Annotated in this window: 13 protein-coding genes; 7 read left to right on the plus strand and 6 right to left on the minus strand. The window is 71.1% G+C overall.

The window, feature by feature from the left end:
• Positions 1–33: 33 nt before the first annotated feature.
• Complete coding sequence (locus ACIRPK_RS05130) at positions 34–1,104, plus strand: DUF2637 domain-containing protein (RefSeq protein WP_403033205.1); 1,071 nt, start codon at positions 34–36, stop codon at positions 1,102–1,104.
• A 65-nt stretch (positions 1,105–1,169) separates the two neighbouring features.
• On the opposite strand, the gene ACIRPK_RS05135 is transcribed toward ACIRPK_RS05130, so the two are convergent.
• The 5 genes from ACIRPK_RS05135 to ACIRPK_RS05155 form a co-directional block, all read right to left on the minus strand.
• A complete protein-coding gene (locus ACIRPK_RS05135; protein WP_403033208.1) occupies positions 1,170–2,249 on the minus strand; it encodes a DUF475 domain-containing protein in 1,080 nt (359 codons plus the stop codon).
• Between the two features lie 38 nt (positions 2,250–2,287).
• Complete coding sequence (locus ACIRPK_RS05140; RefSeq protein ID WP_184920069.1) at positions 2,288–2,863, minus strand: TerD family protein; 576 nt, start codon at positions 2,861–2,863, stop codon at positions 2,288–2,290.
• Between the two features lie 279 nt (positions 2,864–3,142).
• Complete coding sequence (locus tag ACIRPK_RS05145) at positions 3,143–3,718, minus strand: TerD family protein (RefSeq protein WP_403033211.1); 576 nt, start codon at positions 3,716–3,718, stop codon at positions 3,143–3,145.
• A 177-nt stretch (positions 3,719–3,895) separates the two neighbouring features.
• Complete coding sequence (locus ACIRPK_RS05150) at positions 3,896–4,354, minus strand: peroxiredoxin (protein ID WP_403033213.1); 459 nt, start codon at positions 4,352–4,354, stop codon at positions 3,896–3,898.
• Positions 4,355–4,573: 219 nt separating this feature from the next.
• Positions 4,574–5,011, minus strand: coding sequence for a DUF3052 domain-containing protein (locus tag ACIRPK_RS05155; protein ID WP_403033215.1), 438 nt, complete (start codon positions 5,009–5,011; stop codon positions 4,574–4,576).
• A 528-nt stretch (positions 5,012–5,539) separates the two neighbouring features.
• Between ACIRPK_RS05155 and aceE the strand changes: the two genes are divergently transcribed.
• Both aceE and ACIRPK_RS05165 read left to right on the plus strand, forming a co-directional pair.
• Entirely contained in the window at positions 5,540–8,290 is a 2,751-nt protein-coding gene (gene aceE / locus ACIRPK_RS05160; RefSeq protein WP_403033218.1) for a pyruvate dehydrogenase (acetyl-transferring), homodimeric type, read from the plus strand.
• A 104-nt stretch (positions 8,291–8,394) separates the two neighbouring features.
• On the plus strand, positions 8,395–9,681 hold the full coding sequence (locus tag ACIRPK_RS05165; protein ID WP_403033222.1) for a cryptochrome/photolyase family protein: 1,287 nt from the start codon (positions 8,395–8,397) through the stop codon (positions 9,679–9,681).
• A 67-nt stretch (positions 9,682–9,748) separates the two neighbouring features.
• On the opposite strand, the gene ACIRPK_RS05170 is transcribed toward ACIRPK_RS05165, so the two are convergent.
• Complete coding sequence (locus ACIRPK_RS05170; RefSeq protein ID WP_403033733.1) at positions 9,749–11,323, minus strand: MFS transporter; 1,575 nt, start codon at positions 11,321–11,323, stop codon at positions 9,749–9,751.
• Positions 11,324–11,649: 326 nt separating this feature from the next.
• Between ACIRPK_RS05170 and ACIRPK_RS05175 the strand changes: the two genes are divergently transcribed.
• The 4 genes from ACIRPK_RS05175 (at position 11,650) to ACIRPK_RS05190 (ending at position 15,815) form a co-directional block, all read left to right on the plus strand.
• Complete coding sequence (locus ACIRPK_RS05175) at positions 11,650–12,318, plus strand: TetR/AcrR family transcriptional regulator (protein ID WP_403033225.1); 669 nt, start codon at positions 11,650–11,652, stop codon at positions 12,316–12,318.
• 265 nt (positions 12,319–12,583) lie between these two features.
• Positions 12,584–13,891: a sensor histidine kinase gene (locus tag ACIRPK_RS05180; RefSeq protein ID WP_403033228.1), complete on the plus strand. Its 1,308-nt coding sequence runs from the start codon at positions 12,584–12,586 to the stop codon at positions 13,889–13,891.
• A complete protein-coding gene (locus ACIRPK_RS05185; protein ID WP_403033231.1) occupies positions 13,888–14,562 on the plus strand; it encodes a response regulator in 675 nt (224 codons plus the stop codon). The genes ACIRPK_RS05180 and ACIRPK_RS05185 overlap by 4 nt, the downstream gene beginning before the upstream one ends.
• Positions 14,563–14,669: 107 nt before the next feature.
• Positions 14,670–15,815, plus strand: a complete 1,146-nt coding sequence (locus ACIRPK_RS05190; RefSeq protein ID WP_403033234.1) for an alpha/beta hydrolase — start codon at positions 14,670–14,672, stop codon at positions 15,813–15,815.
• Positions 15,816–15,823 lie beyond the last annotated feature (8 nt).

The raw sequence follows: 15,823 nt of genomic DNA on the forward strand, positions 1-15,823 counted from the left end.
CCCGAACTGCGGAAAGCCGAGGCCCACGCCGCGATGAACCTCTCCTCCATACAGCTGGTCTGGACCGTAGTAGGTGGTTCAGCCCTGTTGTTCACCGCCCTGCTGGTGGCCGCCCTGCGGTTCAAGAACAACAAGGCCGAATCCGAAGACTCCTGGGAGCGCGGTGAGGAGCGCCGCCGCCGCAAGGAGCTGGTCTACGGCATCTCCTCGTACGTGCTGCTGTTCTGCTGCGCCGGTGTGGCCGCCGCGCTCTCCTTCCACGGCCTGGTCGGCTTCGGCACCGAGAACCTCGGGCTGTCCGGCGGCTGGGAGTACCTGGTCCCGTTCGGTCTGGACGGCGCCGCGATGTTCTGCTCGGTGCTCGCCGTCCGCGAGGCCAGCCACGGTGACGCCGCGCTCGGCTCCCGCCTGCTGGTCTGGGTCTTCGCGATCGCCTCGGCCTGGTTCAACTGGGTGCACGCCCCGCGCGGCGGCGGCCACGACGGCGCCCCACAGTTCTTCTCCGGGATGTCCATCTCGGCCGCGATCCTGTTCGACCGCGCGCTGAAGCAGACCCGCAAGGCCGCGCTGCGCGAGCAGGGCCTGGTGCCCCGACCGCTGCCGCAGATCCGGATCGTCCGCTGGATGCGCGCGCCGCGCGAGACCTACGCGGCCTGGTCGCTGATGCTGCTGGAGAACGTCCGCAGCCTGGACGAGGCGGTCGACGAGGTCCGCGAGGAGCGGCAGGCCAAGCTGGACGCCAAGGTCCGGGCCCGCAGCGCGGACCGCCGCGAGCGGGCCGAGCTGAAGGCGATCTCCCGGGCCAGTGGCGGGGTGCTCAGCCGGAGCCGGGGCGGCCGCCAGGTGCCGGCCCTGACCGCGGGCTCCGGCGACGGCCAGGCCGCTTCGGAGCCTGCGCTAGCGGACGATGACCCGATGGCCAAGGTCGGCCCGTCCGCCCTGGAGCCGGCCGCGCTGACCGCGGGCCGCCGCCCCCGGGCCGCCGTCGGCGGCGGCTCCGCCATCGACCTGACGGTCGACGACGACACCCAGTCGTTGCCCAAGCTGGACTCGCTGGACACCCTGGAGCGCAAGCTCCGGGCGATCGAGCAGCGCCTGGGCTGACGCCCGGACCGCAGGAAGGGCCCCCGACCACAGGTCGGGGGCCCTTCCGCGTTCCTGACCGGGGGTCAGCTGCTGCCGGCCTCCACGGCCTGCTCGCGCCGGTTGCGCAGCACCGAGGAGGCGAACGCGGCGGCGATGAAGCCGACGCCCACCAGACCGGTGACCAGCTCCGGCACGTGGTACTCGATCCCGACCAGCAGGATCACCGCCAGCACGCCGATCGCGTAGTGCGCGCCGTGCTCCAGGTAGACGTAGTCGTCCAGGGTGCCCTTGCGGACCAGGTAGACCGTCAGCGAGCGGATGTACATCGCGCCGATGCCCAGGCCGAGCATGATCATGAAGATGTTCTGGGTGATCGCGAACGCGCCCACCACGCCGTCGAAGGAGAACGAGGCGTCGAGGACTTCGAGGTAGAGGAACAGGAAGAACGCGGCCCGTCCGCCGACCTGGATCAGGGTCTTGCCCGACTTCTCGGCCTCCTCCTCGGCTTCGGCGTCCTCGTCCAGACGGTGCTCGAAGACGCTGGAGAGGCCGTTCACCGCGAGGTAGGTGGCCAGGCCGAGCAGACCGGCGAGCAGCACCGTCTCGGCGTTGTCACCGGCGAACACGTTGGCCACCACGGCGATGGTGACAAGGGCGATCACCGAGGAGAACGCGTCGAGCTTGCCGACCTTCTCCAGCGGACGCTCCAGCCAGGAGAGCCAGTTGAAGTCCTTCTCCTCCAGGATGAAGTCCAGGAAGATCATCAGCAGGAAGATGCCGCCGAAGGCCGCGATCGCCGGGTTGGCGAGTTCCAGGTACTGGCCGTAGGTGTGCCCGGCGTACTCCTTGCCCTCGTTGAGCGCCAGGTCGATCACGGTCGCCGGGTTCAGGTGCGCGGTGAGGCCGACCACCAGCAGCGGGAAGACCAGCCGCATGCCGAAGACGGCGATCAGCACGCCGACGGTCAGGAAGATCTTCTGCCAGTACGGGTTCATCCGCTTCAACACGGTGGCGTTGACCACCGCGTTGTCGAAGGAGAGCGAGATCTCCAGGATCGAGAGGATCAGCACGATGCCGAAGCCCTCCCACCCCCAGAGCAGGCCGGCGGCGACCAGGCCGGCGGCGGTGATGCCGAACGACCAGCCGAATGTACGGAGGACCACGGGAGTTGTTTACCTTTCGGGTGACAGGAGGGGCGGGGCTACTGGACGTTGACGCCGAAGTCCAGGGCGATGCCGCGCAGGCCGGAGGCGTAGCCCTGGCCCACCGCGCGGAACTTCCACTCGCCCTGGTAGCGGTAGAGCTCACCGAAGATCATCGCAGTCTCGGTGGACGCGTCCTCGGAGAGGTCGTAGCGGGCGATCTCCTGACCGTCCGCCAGGTTCACCACCCGGATGTACGCGTTGCTGACCTGGCCGAAGTTCTGCAGCCGGGTCTCGGCGTCGTAGATCGAGACCGCGAAGACCACCTTGTCGATGGTGGCGGGCACCAGTTCGAGGTTGACCACCACGGTCTCGTCGTCGCCGTCGCCGTCACCGGTCAGGTTGTCGCCCTGGTGCTCGACCGAGCCCTCCGGGCTGCGCAGGTTGTTGTAGAAGACGAAGTGGTTGTCGTCCGGCACCCGGCCGCCGCTGCACAGCAGCGCGCTGGCGTCCAGGTCGAACGCGGCCCCCGTGGTGGACCGGGCGTCCCAGCCCAGACCGATCTGCACCTGCGTCAGATTCGGCGCGGCCTTGGTCAGCGAGACGTTACCGCCCTTGGCGAGCGTGACACTCATGATGCTTCCTCCAGCTCCCCCCGTCGCCGGGGCTCCCGTCCGTACCGCACCCGCGTCCACGCGTGCCGCACGGTGCCGCGGGCGACCCTCCCCTGGGTCGTCGACCTCCCAGGTGTACGCCCCCGCAGCGCTCTCCGGGCCCTTACCGGCCCGCTGAACTTCCTGAACTCACCCGCCCGCGCCGCCGAGACGGCGAAGGCCGGGGCCGATCGAAGCGCGTACGCTCCGGCCGGCCCCGGCCTCAAGCCTATTCACCCGGTTCCGGGCGAGGCACTCAGGTCAGACATTGACCCCGAAGTCCTGGGCGATGCCGCGCAGACCGGAGGCGTAGCCCTGGCCGACGGCCCGGAACTTCCACTCCTCGCCGTTGCGGTACAGCTCGCCGAAGACCATCGCGGTCTCGGTCGAGGCGTCTTCGGAGAGGTCGTAGCGCGCGATCTCGGCGCCGCCCGCCTGGTTCACCACCCGGATGAACGCGTTCCGGACCTGGCCGAAGTTCTGCTGGCGGTTCTCGGCGTCGTAGATCGACACCGGGAAGTTGATCCGCAGCACGTCCGCCGGCACGGCGGCCAGGTTGACCTTGATCTGCTCGTCGTCGCCCTCGCCCTCACCGGTGGTGTTGTCACCGGTGTGCTCGACCGAGCCGTCCGCGCTCTTCAGGTTGTTGAAGAAGACGAAGTTGCCGTCCGAACCGACCTTGCCCTCGGCGTTCAGGAGCAGCGCGCTGGCGTCCAGGTCGAAGTCCGAGCCGGTGGTGGTCCGGACGTCCCAGCCGAGGCCGATGACGACCGCGGTCAGGCCCGGGGCCTCCTTGGTGAGCGAGACGTTGCCGCCCTTGCTGAGGCTGACACCCACTTGGTCCTCCATAAGCGCTGATGGTGTTTCACTCTGCCCAACGGCCCGATCGTAGTGCCGGGTTCCCCGTCGTGGGCAGTGACCCGGCCCGGTCGAACGGACGAAGTGTCCGCCGAGCCGTCCGCACCACGCGCCGAGGCCCTCCGGCGAGCGCGCCGGAGGGCCTCGGAAGGGGTCTCAGAGCGCGTCGACGGCGGCCAGGTAGGCCTGCTCGTCCCGGGCGTCCGGGAGGCCGTTGACGATCGACCAGCGGACCACGCCGGTCTTGTCGATCACGAAGGTGCCGCGCACCGCGCAGCCCTTCTCCTCCTCGAACACGCCGTACGCCCGGGAGACCTCGCCGTGCGGCCAGAAGTCGGAGAGCAGCGGGTACTCCAGGCCCTCCTGGTCGGCGAAGACCCGGAGGGTGAACGGCGAGTCGTTGGAGACCGCGAGCACCTGCACGGAGTCGTTCTGCAGGCGCGGCAGCTCCTTCTGGATCGCGCAGACCTCGCCGGTGCAGACACCGGTGAACGCGAACGGGTAGAAGACCACGACGACGTTCTTCTCGCCCCGGAAGTCGGAGAGCCTGACCAGCTCGCCGTGCTGGTTCTTGAGCTCGAAGTCCGGAGCCTCGGTGCCTACCTCGATAGCCATGCTGGTCCTCCTGCGTGAATGCCCCAGGTCGGGCGACTCAGGCATCCTTGCATCCGATCGGGCCCGTTCCGCCGTACGGGTGAGGGCAGTTGCCCGGCCCACCCCCGATTTCGCCCTGGGTGAACACGGTCACCGGCGGCAGCTACAGGCCGGCCGGCGAAACGAACGGGCCCCGCTGGAGTTTCCTCCAGCGGGGCCCGTCCCGAGATGTTCCGAGTTTCAGCGCTTGCCGGTCTTCGCCGCCTTCGGGGTGGCCAGGCGGGTGCCCGCCCAGTCCTTGGCGAGGGCCACCGAGCTGGTCTGGGAGAGTCCGGCGGTCTTGGCGGCGTCGGCGATCTCGTGCGCCTCCACGTGCCCGTCCCGGCCGGTCTTGGGCGTCAGCAGCCAGACCAGGCCGCCCTCTGCGAGGTACTCCAAGGCGTCGACGAGGGCATCGGTCAGGTCCCCGTCCTCCTCGCGGTGCCACAGCAGGACGGCGTCGGCGACGTCGTCGTAGTCCTCGTCGACGAGTTCAGTACCGGTGATCTCCTCGATGCCCTCGCGGAGGTCCTGGTCAGTGTCTTCGTCGTACCCGAGCTCCTGGACGATCTGGCCCGGCTCGAAGCCGAGGCGGTGCGCCGGGTTGGACTTGTCCGCGGGGTCCGCGGTCGCGCTCACGGGAATAACCTCCAGTATTCGGCTCGACATCCTTGCCGAGGCTTGGCCGTAGTCCACACGGGACCGGCGGTTCGCGCAAGTACCCGCACCCCGATCCCACCCAAAGGTTGACGTCTCGGGCGGGGACACGCCCGGTTGGCGTGTCAGGAATCACACCGATTTGCCCTTTTCTGTACGGACCCCTGATGCTGCCGGTTGCGACAGGGGTGACCCGAGAGAATGACCGAGATGCGAACGGCATTCGGGCTACACACCCGTGCGGGCGTAAAGTCTCCTGTTGGCCCTCGTCCCGGATGTCCGCCATCGGACCGCCGGGAAGCCTGGAAGAGATTTCAGGTCCAAGGTCGGTCCACCTCTTCGTACCACCCGATGGCGCGTGGCGGGCAACGACGCCCAGCGCTCCATCCGATCGGCCCGCCCACCAGGCGGAAAGGTTACCCATCGGTAGATATGACGGATCTCCGAGTTGCGGTACACGATGGAGGCGGCGCGACACACCTCAGTTTCGACCGACAGTGAAGGAACAGCGTGGCTTCCGGAGCAGATCGCAACCCGATCATCATTGGCGGCCTTCCGAGTCAGGTCCCGGACTTCGATCCCGAGGAGACCGCGGAATGGCTCGAGTCGCTTGACGCGGCCATCGACGAGCGGGGCCGCGAGCGCGCCCGCTACCTGATGCTCCGCCTGATCGAGCGCGCCCGCGAGAAGCGTGTCGCCGTGCCCGAGATGCGCAGCACGGACTACGTCAACACCATCGCGACCAAGGACGAGCCGTTCTTCCCCGGCAACGAGGAGATCGAGCGCAAGGTCCTCAACGCGACCCGCTGGAACGCGGCCGTGATGGTCTCCCGGGCCCAGCGCCCGGGCATCGGGGTCGGTGGCCACATCGCCACCTTCGCCTCCTCCGCGTCGCTCTACGACGTGGGCTTCAACTACTTCTTCCGCGGCAAGGACGCCGAGGGCGAGTCGGGCGACCAGATCTTCTTCCAGGGTCACGCCTCCCCCGGCATCTACGCCCGGGCCTTCCTGCTGGACCGGCTGAGCGAGACCCAGCTCGACGCCTTCCGCCAGGAGAAGTCCAAGGCGCCGTACGGCCTCTCCAGCTACCCGCACCCGCGGCTGATGCCGGACTTCTGGGAGTTCCCCACCGTCTCGATGGGCCTCGGCCCGCTCGGTGCGATCTACCAGGCCCGGATGAACCGCTACCTGGAGCACCGCGGCATCAAGGACACCTCGTCCTCGCACGTCTACGCCTTCCTCGGCGACGGCGAGATGGACGAGCCCGAGTCGCTCGGCCAGCTCTCGCTGGCCGCCCGTGAGGGCCTGGACAACCTGACCTTCGTGGTGAACTGCAACCTGCAGCGCCTGGACGGCCCGGTCCGCGGCAACGGCAAGATCATCCAGGAGCTGGAGTCGCAGTTCCGCGGCGCCGGCTGGAACGTCATCAAGCTGATCTGGGACCGCAGCTGGGACCCGCTGCTCGCCCAGGACCGCGACGGCGTGCTGGTGAACAAGCTGAACACCACGGTGGACGGCCAGTTCCAGACCTACGCGACCGAGACCGGCGGCTACATCCGCGACCACTTCTTCGGTGGTGACCTGCGGCTGCGTCAGATGGTCGAGAACATGACCGACCAGCAGATCCAGCACCTGGGCCGCGGCGGTCACGACCACGCCAAGGTCTACGCGGCGTACAAGGCGGCCCGCGAGCACAAGGGCCAGCCGACCGTGATCCTGGCCCAGACCGTCAAGGGCTGGACCCTCGGTCCGAACTTCGAGGGCCGCAACGCGACCCACCAGATGAAGAAGCTCACCACCGAGGACCTCAAGCGCTTCCGGGACCGGCTGCACCTGCCGATCACCGACAAGCAGCTCGACGAGGGCTACCCGCCCTACTACCACCCGGGCAAGGACTCCGAGGAGATCCAGTACATGCACGACCGGCGCAGCGAGCTGGGCGGCTACATGCCGACCCGCAAGGTGCGCCCGCGCATGCTGGAGCTCCCGGGCGACGACGCCTACAAGGCGGTCAAGAAGGGTTCGGGCAACCAGACCATCGCGACCACGATGGCGTTCGTCCGCGTCCTGAAGGACCTGATGCGGGACAAGGGGATCGGCGACCGGTTCGTGCCGATCGCCCCCGACGAGTACCGCACCTTCGGCATGGACTCGCTCTTCCCGTCCGCCAAGATCTACAACCCGCTCGGCCAGACCTACGAGTCGGTCGACCGCGAGCTGCTGCTGGCGTACAAGGAGTCCAAGACCGGCCAGATGCTGCACGACGGCATCTCCGAGGCGGGCTGCACCGCCTCGCTGATCGCCGCCGGTTCGTCCTACGCGACGCACGGCGAGCCGCTGATCCCGGTCTACGTCTTCTACTCGATGTTCGGGTTCCAGCGCACGGGTGACCAGTTCTGGCAGATGGCCGACCAGCTGGCCCGCGGCTTCGTGATCGGCGCCACGGCGGGCCGCACCACGCTGACCGGTGAGGGTCTGCAGCACGCGGACGGCCACTCGCAGCTGCTCGCCTCGACCAACCCCGGCGTCGTCGCGTACGACCCGGCGTACGGCTTCGAGATCGCGCACATCATGCAGGACGGCATCAAGCGGATGTACGGCTCGACGGCGGAGCACCCGCACGGCGAGGACGTCTTCTACTACATGACGGTCTACAACGAGCCGATCAAGATGCCGGCCGAGCCCGAGAACGTGGACGTCGAGGGCATCCTCAAGGGCATCCACAAGTACGCCCCGGGCACGGCGGGCCAGATCCCGGCACAGATCCTCGCCTCCGGCGTGGCGGTGCCGTGGGCCCTGGAGGCCCAGCAGATCCTGGCCGAGCAGTGGAACGTCAAGGCGGACGTCTGGTCGGCGACCTCCTGGAACGAGCTGCGCCGCGACGCGGTGGAGGCCGAGGAGTTCAACCTGCTGCACCCGGAGGAGCCGCAGCGCGTCCCGTACGTGACGAGCAAGCTGTCCGGCTCGGAGGGCCCGTTCGTCGCGGTCTCCGACTGGATGCGTGCGGTGCCGGACCAGATCTCCCGCTGGGTGCCGGGCCAGTACCAGTCGCTCGGTGCCGACGGGTTCGGCTTCGCCGACACCCGTGGCGCGGCGCGCCGCTTCTTCCACATCGACGTGCAGTCGATCGTGCTGGGCGTGCTGACCGAGCTGGCCAAGCAGGGCCGGATCGACCGCTCCGCGCTGAAGGAGGCGATCGACCGCTACCAGCTGCTGGACGTGGCCGCCGCCGACCCGGGCGCCGCGGGCGGCGACGCCTGATCACCGGTTGACCGAAGGGCCGTCCCTCCCGGGGGGCGGCCCTTCGGGCTCTCCTGACGGCGCGTCGGCCCCGCTCCCCGGGCGGTGGGGCGGGACCATGGCGGATGCCCGTCACCATCGCGCTCCTCACTCAGGACCTCCGGCTGCACGACAACCCCGTGCTGCACGCCGCCCTCGCCGCCACCGACCTGGTGGTCCCACTGTTCGTGCTGGACGACGGGATCGCCGCCACCGGCTTCGCCGTCCCCAACCGGGCCGCCTTCCTCGCCGACTGCCTGCGTGACCTGGACGCCGGGCTGCGCTCGCGCGGCGGGCACCTGGTGCTGCGGCGCGGCGACGTGGTCGCCGAGACCGCCCGGGTGGCGGCCGAGGCCGGCGCCGGTGCGGTGCACGTGGCGGCCGGGGTGACCGCCTTCGCCCAGCGCCGGGAGGCCCGGCTGCGGGCGGAGTTCGGCGACCGGCTGGTGGTGCACGACGCCGTGCTGACGGCGCTGGCGCCGGGCGCGGTCACCCCGGCGGGCAAGGACCACTACGCGGTCTTCACGCCCTATCTGCGGGCCTGGTCGGCCGCCCCGCGACGGAAGCCGCTGCCCGCGCCCCGGCGGGTGCCGGTGCCGGACGGGATCGCGAGCCTGCCCGTTCCCGTCGTGCGCCCCGACTCCCCCGAGCTGCCGCCGGGCGGCGAACGCGCCGGCCGGGCCCGGTGGAAGCGCTGGACCCCGGGCGACCGGGACGCGCTCGCGCTCGACGGGACGTCACATCTCTCCCCCTACCTGCACTTCGGCTGCCTGTCGGCGACCGAGCTGGCCGCCGGGACCGCGGACGAGGACTTCGTCCGGCAGCTGGTCTGGCGGGACTTCCACCACCAGGTGCTGGCGGCCCGGCCCGCGGCGGCCTGGGCGGACTACCGCCCGCGCGGCGACCGCTGGCACCGGGACGAGGGCGAACTCAACGCCTGGAGGGCCGGGTTGACGGGCTGTCCGATCGTGGACGCGGGGATGCGGCAGCTGGCCGCCCAGGGCTGGATGCACAACCGCGCCCGGCTGATCACCGCGAGCTTCCTGGCCAAGACGCTCCACCACGACTGGCGCGAGGGGGCCGCGCACTTCCTCTCCCTGCTGGTCGACGGCGACGTGGCCAACAACCAGCTGAACTGGCAGTGGGTCGCGGGCACCGGCACCGACACCCGCCCCAACCGGGTCCTCAACCCGCTCACCCAGGCCAAGCGCTTCGACCCGGACGGGGCGTACGTCCGCCGCTGGGTGCCCGAGCTGGCCCACCTGCCGGGCGGCACCGTGCACCGGCCCTGGCTGCTGGCGGAGCGGCCCGACTACCCGGCCCCGCTGGTGGAGCTGCCGACCGACCGGTTCGAGCGCGGACGACCGAGGTAGGCGAACCGGTACGCGAGCACGGGGAAGGGGGGCGCCGTTCGGCGCCCCCCTTCCCCGTGCCAGTGGCTCAGATGTGCACGGCCGGACCGGCGTCGGTCGCGCCCCGCTTGGTGAGCAGGCCGAGCAGGGCCGCCGCGAAGGCGACGGCGGCGGCCACCGCGAAGGCCAGCGACATGCCGCTGACGAAGGACTCGTGGACGGCGGTGGCCATGCCCTGCACCACCTGCTCGGGGGTGCCGGCCGGGGCCGGCGGGGCGATGCCGAGCTGGGCGGCCTGGTCGAGACCGGCCTGCTGGGCCGGGTCGACCGGCGGCAGGCCGGCCGCGGCCCAGTTGCCGGGGAGCACGTTGGTGACCTTGGCTGCCATCACCGCGCCGAGCACGGCGGTGCCGAGCGAGCCGCCGACCTGCATGGCGGCCTGCTGGAGGCCACCGGCCACACCGGACAGCTCCAGCGGGGCGTTGCCGACGATCACCTCGGTCGCGCCGACCATGACCGGGCTGATGCCCAGACCCATCAGGACGAACCAGAGCGACATGATGCCGGTGCCGGAGTCCGAGGTCAGGGTGGACATCCCGTACATCGCCACGGTGGTGAGCACCATGCCGACCACGATCGGGATCCGCGGACCGACCTTGCCGATCGCGGCGCCGGCCGCCGGGGCGCCGACGATCATCATGCCGGTCATCGGCAGCAGGTGGACGCCCGCCTGAACGGGCGTCATGGCGTGCACGTTCTGCAGGTAGAAGGTCACGAAGAAGATCGCGCCGAAGAACGCGAAGGCCATCAGCACCATCAGCAGGGCGCCCGCCGAGAGCGGCACCGAGCGGAACAGGCTGAGCGGGATCAGCGGCTCCTTCGCCTTGGTCTGCCAGAACGCGAACAGCACCAGGGCGAGCACCGCGCCACCGAGGAACATCAGCGTGCTGCTGTCGCCCCAGCCCCAGCTCGGGGCCTTGATGATGCCCCAGACCAGCGCGAACATCGCCACCGAGAGCAGCGCGATGCCGGGCACGTCGAAGGACTTGGCCGCGTTCTCGGCCCGGACGTCCTTGAGGATCCAGATGCCGAGCGCCACGGCGGCGATGCCGACCGGGATGTTGATGAAGAACACCGACTGCCAGCTGACGTGCTCGACCAGCAGACCGCCGACGATCGGACCGGCGGCGGTGGACGCGCCGATCACACCGGCCCAGATGCCGATCGCCATGTTGAGCTTGTCGGCCGGGAACGCACCGCGCAGCAGACCGAGCGCGGCGGGCTGGAGCAGCGCGCCGAACAGGCCCTGGAGCACCCGGAAGGCGATCACCAGCTGGATGTTGCCGGCGAACCCGATGGCGGCGGAGGTGGCCGCGAAGCCGGCCGCACCGACCAGGAAGGTGGACTTGTGGCCGAACCGGTCGCCGATCTTGCCGGCCGTGATCAGGAAGACCGCCAGCGCCAGCAGGTAGCCGCTGGTCACCCACTGGATGTCGGCGGGCGAGGCGCCCAGGTCGCTCTGGATCACCGGGTTGGCGATCGCCACCACGGTGCCGTCCAGCGCCACCATCATCACGCCGACCGCCACCGTGAGCAGGGTCAGCCAGGGGTGGCCCTGGAACCGTGCGAGACCGGTGGGCGGTGCGCTGCGCTCCGGCGGCACAGCCGCTTTCGCGGTCTTGGTCAGGGGCTGGCTCATCTGACGGACCCTCCGAGGGCTTCGATCAGCAGGACTTCGGCCACCGGGCCGTGCGCGGGGCACGGCCGGGGCCAGGGCATGGCGGTGGCGCCCCGGCCCACCCGTCCCCACGAGTCGTCCGGCCTGACGGGCGCCACTGCCGGTTGAGATTATGTCAGCCTCTGACATTAGGCAAACACTGTCTTGTGCTGTTGGCTGACTTCTGCCAATCTCTGCCATTTGTCAGCGCGCTATCGTTATGGACACAGTGCTGATGTGCACAGTCCCGCCCTGTCCCGGAAGGCCCAGCCATGGCCGCGCAGCCCCTCCCGTCCGCCGAACCGGCCGCCTGCCGGGTGCTCGGCCTGCGCGAGCGGAAGAAGCAGCGCACCAGGGACGACCTGGTCTCCGCCGCCCACCGGCTCTTCCTGAGCCAGGGCTACGCGCGCACCACCGTCGACGAGATCGCGGCCGAGGTCGACGTCTCGCAGCGCACCTTCTTCCGGTACTTCTCCAACAAGGAGGAGGTCGCGCTGGCCGTCCTGGCCGACGCCGAGGACTACTTCGTCGCCACCCTCCGGGAGCGGCCCGCCTCGGAGAACCCGCTGCAGGCGCTGCGGAGTTCGATCGTGCTGGCCTGGCGCGACCTGTCCGCCACGGGGACCTCGGACACCGGCGTCACCGCCGCCCTCGAACTCATCCAGCTGATCGAGGAGACCCCCACCCTGCTCGCCGCCCACCTCCGGCGGATCACCGAACAGGAGCGCCTGATCACCGAACTGATCGCCCGTCGGGAGGGACTCGACCCGGCGGTCGACCTGCGGCCCCGGGTACTGGCCGCCGTCTTCGGCGGGGTCCTCCGCTCCGCCCACCTCGCCTGGAGCAGCGACCACTCCGCGCCCGGCCCCGAGGGCATGATCACCGTCATCGAGTCCCACTTCGACCAACTGGGCCCGGCCCTGGCCGGCGACTGGCGCTGAACCTCAGCTTTTTTGCAGATGCTCCGGGTCTACGGTCAGGGGCTCGGGGAACTGCGACGCCGGCCTCGGAACAGGTCACCGTTGGGTAGGCGGTCAGGCAGTGTCGCAGTGACCCCGGCGTCAGATCTCCTCGCAGTTCCCCGAGACCCTGACGCCGTAGCGGGCTGAGCACCTGCAAACGGTAGCGGTCATACCCAGGTGCTACGCCGAAGTCCGGACTGCGGTACGACTCCCGGTGGGGTCGGGCCGCCTAGGCTTGGCCGGGATGAAGCCTCAACTTCCCTCCGCCGTCCTGAACCTCCTGCAACCGGTGGGTGATCAGCTGGCCGACCTCGGCCGGGCGCTGCTCACCCCCGTCGACGGCCGGGCCCCGCTGATGTCCGGGGCACGACGCGCCTGGGTGCGCTGGCTGCCGTACCTGCTGGCGGTCTCCGCGGTGGCGACCCTGCTGCCGGTGGGCACCGTGGTGCTGGCCGACAACTACGGGGTGCCCGGCGGGGTGGCGGGGGCGCTCGCGCTGGTGCAGTCCGCGCCACTGCTGATGGCGGTCACCCGACCGTTGCAGGCCTGGTGGGTGGCGGCCGCGGGGACAGTGCTCGGGGCGCTGCTGACGGCGGGCAGCCCGGTGGGGGCCGGGCCGTGGCCGTGGCCGGTGCCGACCCTGATCTGCTACCTCTTCCTGATGCCGGCACTGGCGCTGCGGGAGCGTGGGCGGACCCTGCTCGCGGTCTGGCTGGTCACGCTGGCGGCCACCGTCGTGGCCTCCGATCTGCACCGGTCCCGGGCCGATCAGACCGCCGCCGTGACGGTGGCGGTCTCCGGGGCGGTGCTGCTGCTGGGCTGGAGCGTGCGCGGCCGGGGCGAGGCACAGCGGCTGCTGGCCGAGCAGGAGCAGATCAGCGAGGCGGAGCGGGAGCGCAGCACGCTGCTGGAGGAACGGGCCAGGATCGCCCGGGAGTTGCACGACGTGGTCGCGCACCACATGTCGGTGATCACGGTGCAGGCGGACAGTGCGCCGTACCGGATCGGTGGTCTGCCACCGGAGGCGGTGGAGGAGTTCGGCACCATCGCGGCGGCGGCCCGGAGTTCGCTGACCGAGATGCGGCGGCTGCTGGGGGTGCTGCGCAGTGCCGGGGCGGCCCCGGACCGGGCGCCGCAGCCGGGGCTGGCGCAGCTCGGGCAGTTGGTGGAGACGGTGGGTCAGGCCGGGGTGCGGGCCGAGCTGACGGTGACTCCGGAGGTGGCCGCGCTGGGTGAACTCCCTTCCGCGGTGGCCCTGTCGGCGTACCGGATCGTGCAGGAGGCGCTGGCCAACGTGGTCCGGCACGCGCCGGGGGCGCGGGCCGAGGTCAGGCTGACCGCCGTCGGCCGGACGCTGCGGGTGACGGTGGAGAACTCGCCGGGCGGCCGCCCGGCCGTGGAGGGCGGCGAGGGCACCGGGCACGGCCTGGTGGGAATGCGTGAGCGGGTCCGCCTGCTGTCCGGCAGGCTGGAGACCGGCGGTACGCCTGCGGGCGGTTTCCTGGTCACCGCCGAACTGCCCGTCACCACCCTTGGAGAGAGCCCCCGATGACCATCCGCGTAATCATCGTCGACGACCAGGCGATGGTCCGGGCCGGGTTCGCCGCACTGCTCAACGCGCAGACCGACATCGACGTGGTCGGTGACGCCGCCGACGGGAAGCAGGCGTTGGAGGTCAGCGGGCGGACCCGTCCGGACGTGGTGCTGATGGACGTCCGGATGCCCGAGATGGACGGTCTGGAGGCGGCCCGCCAGCTGCTCGACCCGCCGGTCGGCGTGGTGCACCGGCCCAAGGTGCTGATGCTGACCACCTTCGACGTGGACGACTACGTCTACGAGGCGCTCCGGGCCGGGGCCAGCGGCTTCCTGCTCAAGGACGCACCGCCGGCCGACCTGATCGCCGCCGTCCGGGTGGTGGCCGCCGGGGACGCGCTGCTCGCCCCCTCGGTGACCCGGCGGCTGATCGAGGACTTCGCCCGCACCCGCCCGGCCCCGCGCCGCGATCCCCGGCTGCGGCTGAACGGGCTGACGCCCCGGGAGACCGAGGTGCTGGAGCTGATCGCCCGTGGCCTGTCCAACCAGCAGATCGCCGGGCAGCTGGTGGTCGCCGAGCAGACCGTGAAGACCCACATCGGCCGCATCCTGGCCAAGCTCGACCTGCGCGACCGGGCCCAGGCGGTGGTCCTGGCGTATGAGTCCGGGCTGGTGACGCCGGGCCAGTAGTACCCCGGTACGACGTGCCGGTTGGCCCCGCGGTGTGACGATCGCGGGGCCATCTGCTCCTTACCTTCCTCTCCGTCAGCAGCTTTACGACGGAAGGGTTGGAGCGGATGCGAGCACGATTCGGGCGGGCACTGGCCGGGGGTCTCCTCGCGGTACTGGCGGTCGGCGGGGCCGGTGGCTGGGCGGCGGCGGACGGCCAGCGGGCGGTCACCGGGCCGCCGCCCGGAAGCGCGGCCTGGGTCGCCGACACCACCCTGGGGCTGCGGGTGCCGGAGCCCGGGCGGGCGGACGCCGCCGAGGTGGCGGCCTTCTTCGCCGGGCTGCCGCAGGCGCACCAGCGGGCACTGGCGGTCCGCCACCCGCTGGTGGTGGGGAACCTGGACGGTGCCCCGTTCGCCCTGCGGTACTTCGCCAACTCGCTGGCCCTGCGCGAGGAGCGGGACCGTGAGCTGGCGGTGGCCGCCGACGGCACCCTGCCCGAGCGGGACCGGGCCGCCGCCCGGGCCAGGGCCGACCGGTACGTCGCGCTGACCGGCCGTCAGCTGCTGGCCTTCGACCCGCGCGGCCGGGGCCAGCTGGCCGAGGTGTTCGGCGACCTGGCCCGGGCCGAGCGCACGGCGGTGATCGTACCCGGCGCCGACATCGACCTGATGACCGTCGACCGCGCCTCCTCCCCGTACGGCACCCCGACCGGGATGGCCCGGGCGCTCCGCGACCGGGCCGGTGACCGGCTGGCGGTGGTCGCCTGGACCGGCTACACCACCCCCGTCAAGGTCGGCCTGGACGCCGCCACCGCCCGGCTGGCCCGGGCCGGCGCCCCTCGGCTGAGCCACTTCCTGTCCGGCCTGGTGCCCACCACCGGGCCGGTCACGGTGCTCTGCCACAGCTACGGCACCGCCGTCTGCTCGCTCGCCGGCCTGGGCCCGGAGCAGGCCACCGGGATCGTCGCGATCGGCTCGCCCGGGATGGACGTGGACCGGGCCGCCGACCTCCGGGTCCCGGTCTGGGTGGCCCAGCGCAACGCCGAGGACTGGATCGACCAGGTCCCGAACGTCTCCTTCCTCGGCCTCGGCCACGGCGCCGACCCCGAGGACCCCGCCTTCGGCGCCCGGGCGGTCGCCTCCGCCGGTTCGCACGGCCACAGCGGCTACTTCGCCCCCGGCACCGCCTCGCTGGCCAACTTCGCCGCGATCGCGCTCGGCCGCACCGACCAGGTGACCTGCGCCCCCGGCCGCGACGCCTGCACCCGCTGATCCTTCGT

The sequence above is a fragment of the Kitasatospora sp. NPDC101801 genome (assembly GCF_044766665.1).
Taxonomy (GTDB): Bacteria; Actinomycetota; Actinomycetes; order Streptomycetales; family Streptomycetaceae; genus Kitasatospora.

What these genes read in the sequence shown, in the direction of transcription:
- ACIRPK_RS05130 (WP_403033205.1), top strand. Translation starts at nt 34, where the DNA reads ATGAACCTCTCCTCCATACAGCTGGTCTGGACCGTAGTAGGTGGTTCA.
- ACIRPK_RS05140 (WP_184920069.1), bottom strand. Translation starts at nt 2,863, where the DNA reads ATGAGTGTCACGCTCGCCAAGGGCGGTAACGTCTCGCTGACCAAGGCC.
- ACIRPK_RS05150 (WP_403033213.1), bottom strand. Translation starts at nt 4,354, where the DNA reads ATGGCTATCGAGGTAGGCACCGAGGCTCCGGACTTCGAGCTCAAGAAC.
- ACIRPK_RS05165 (WP_403033222.1), top strand. Translation starts at nt 8,395, where the DNA reads ATGCCCGTCACCATCGCGCTCCTCACTCAGGACCTCCGGCTGCACGAC.
- ACIRPK_RS05175 (WP_403033225.1), top strand. Translation starts at nt 11,650, where the DNA reads ATGGCCGCGCAGCCCCTCCCGTCCGCCGAACCGGCCGCCTGCCGGGTG.
- ACIRPK_RS05180 (WP_403033228.1), top strand. Translation starts at nt 12,584, where the DNA reads ATGAAGCCTCAACTTCCCTCCGCCGTCCTGAACCTCCTGCAACCGGTG.
- ACIRPK_RS05185 (WP_403033231.1), top strand. Translation starts at nt 13,888, where the DNA reads ATGACCATCCGCGTAATCATCGTCGACGACCAGGCGATGGTCCGGGCC.
- ACIRPK_RS05190 (WP_403033234.1), top strand. Translation starts at nt 14,670, where the DNA reads ATGCGAGCACGATTCGGGCGGGCACTGGCCGGGGGTCTCCTCGCGGTA.